The organism is Pseudomonas sp. K5002, from assembly GCF_013386655.1.
Classification (GTDB): domain Bacteria; phylum Pseudomonadota; class Gammaproteobacteria; order Pseudomonadales; family Pseudomonadaceae; genus Aquipseudomonas.
This window is the reverse complement of sequence record NZ_JACARK010001409.1, coordinates 1-2,375: the sequence shown is the minus strand read 5'-3', so window position 1 is coordinate 2,375 and position 2,375 is coordinate 1. Positions and strand designations below refer to the sequence as shown.

Below are 2,375 nucleotides of genomic sequence, written 5' to 3'. Positions count from 1 at the left end.
CCGAACAGCGCATGCAGGAACCGCTGAACCGCGAAATACTGGTGCTGGTGGGGCACGCCGACCGGCAAAAAGCCGTGGCCATGGCGACGCAATTGGGCGAAGCCTGGCAAGCCAGCGGCCTGTTTGAGAAAGTTCAGTGGAACCTCCAAGCCGACCTGCCGGCCCTGCGTCAGCAGTTGCTGCAAGGCCGGCTGGCGATGCTCTCGGCCAAGGATCGCGAGCAACTGATCGACGAGCCCCAGGCGTTTATTCAGCAGCGGGTTCAGGCGCTGTTCGACCCGTTCACCGGCTTCAGCCTGGTGCCGAGCCAGGACGATTGGCTGGGCCTCACCGGGCGCATCCAGAACAGCCAGCCGCAACACGGTTCGGTGCAGCTGGATATCGGCAGCGGCGCGCTGATCGCCGATGCCGACGGCAAAAGCTGGGTACTGCTGCGGGCCCGCACCACCGGCAATGCCTTCGACATGAAACTGCCGCTGCAAGTGGCTGACCTGCTCAAGGCCAGCCGCGAGCAGGCAGACCAGCAAGGCGCGCAATTGCTCGCCGCCAGCGGCCTGCTGTATGCAGCCAATGGTCAGCAGCAGGCCACTCGGGAAATCACCTGGGTCGGCGGCGGCGCGACGGTAGGCATCCTGTTATTGCTGCTGCTTGCGTTCCGCCGCTGGCGGGTGTTGCTGGCGTTCGTGCCGGTGCTGGTGGGCATGCTGTTTGGTGCGGTGGCCTGTGTGGCGCTGTTCGGGCATATGCATGTGATCACGCTGGTGCTGGGCTCGAGCCTGATCGGCGTGGCGGTGGATTACCCGCTGCATTACCTGTCCAAGAGCTGGAGCATGAGCCCTTGGCGCAGTTGGCCGGCCTTGCGCCTGACCTTGCCGGGCCTGAGCCTGAGCCTGGCCACCAGTTGCATCGGTTACCTGGCCCTGGCGTGGACGCCGTTCCCGGCGCTGACGCAAATCGCGGTGTTCTCCGCTGCCGGTCTGGTAGGTGCTTACCTGTCGGCCGTGTGCCTGTTGCCGGCCTTGCTCAAAGGCGTCGAGCTGCGCCCGGCGCAATGGCCGCTGCGCATTGCCGAGTTCCTGCTGAGCGTGCGCGAGTCGCTGCTCAAGCGCCTGCCCAGTCCGGTGTTATTGGTACTGGTATTGGTGTTTTGCGCAGGCGGCCTATGGCACCTGAACAGCAAAAACGATATCCGCCAGTGGATCGGTGCGCCGCCGCAGTTGCTGCAGGAAGCTCAGGCCGTTGCGCGGATTACCGGGTTCCAGCCCACCAGCCAGTTCTTCCTGGTACGGGCGGACAATCAACCGCAATTGCTGGAGCGCCAGGCCGCGCTGAGCCAGCGCCTGGATCAGTTGGTGAACATGGACAAGCTCCAGGGTTACCTGGCGCTCAACCAGTTGGTCAGCGCGCCGGCGGAGCAACAGCAACTGCGCGAGGCCCTGAAACAGCTGCCGCAGTACTGGCAGCCATTGCTGGACCTCGGTGTGCCCGCCAGCGCGCTGCAAGCCGAGCTGGCCCAGTTGCAGGCCTTGCCCACCGAAGACATCGACGCAGCACTGGTCGGCCCGCTGGCCGAGCCATGGCGCACGCTGTGGCTGGGGAATGTCGACGGTGGCGTGGCGGCGATGGTGAGCCTGCAAGGGTTGAACAACCCGGCCTTGCTGCGGGTGCAGGCCCTGGATCTGCCCGGCGTGCAGTTGGTGGATCGCCTCGGCGACTTGAACCAGGTATTCGCTGCCACACAGATCAGCGCGGCGGAATTGAAATTGATGTCCTGCGTGTTGATCGTACTGCTGCTGATCCTGCCGTTCGGCTTCGGCGGTGCCTTGCGCATCGTCGCCCTGCCGTTACTGGCGGCGCTGTGCAGCCTGGCCAGCCTCGGTTGGCTGGGGCAGCCGTTGACGTTGTTCAGCCTGTTCGGCCTGCTGCTGGTGACCGCCATCAGCGTCGACTACGCGATCCTGATGCGTGAACAAATTGGCGGCGCCGCCGTGAGCCTGTTGGGCACACTGTTGGCGGCCGTGACTACTTGGCTATCGTTCGGCCTGCTGGCTATTTCCAGCACACCGGCGGTGAGTAATTTTGGGCTGTCGGTGAGCCTGGGGCTGGCGTTCAGCTTCATGCTGGCGCCGTGGGCCAGCCCGTCCGGGACAAGGAAGATGAGATGAGCAGCCAATACCTGAGTAAAAACTACGTCGAAGAAACCAAATTCGGCTTCTGGTTCCTGCGCAGCCACACCTGGCAGCACCATGTGCTGCGCGTGGCCATCAACGACCTGCGCAGCCTGTTCAGCGACCCGCTGCCGGTTGCCCCGGTGCTGCTGGACGCTGGTTGCGGCCAGGGCAAGTCGTTCCAGTACCTGCAGCAGGTGTTCGCCC

At 64.5% G+C, this 2,375-nt stretch carries 1 protein-coding gene and 1 pseudogene; both read left to right on the top strand.

Annotated features, from left to right (window positions below; translation table 11 throughout):
* Positions 1–2,165: MMPL family transporter (locus tag HX846_RS36780; RefSeq protein ID WP_178967411.1), on the top strand; the 2,165-nt coding region annotated here is incomplete at its 5' end.
* Positions 2,162–2,375: pseudogene (locus HX846_RS36775) on the top strand (SAM-dependent methyltransferase); the annotation flags it as partial. The gene HX846_RS36780 and the pseudogene HX846_RS36775, both read left to right, overlap by 4 nt.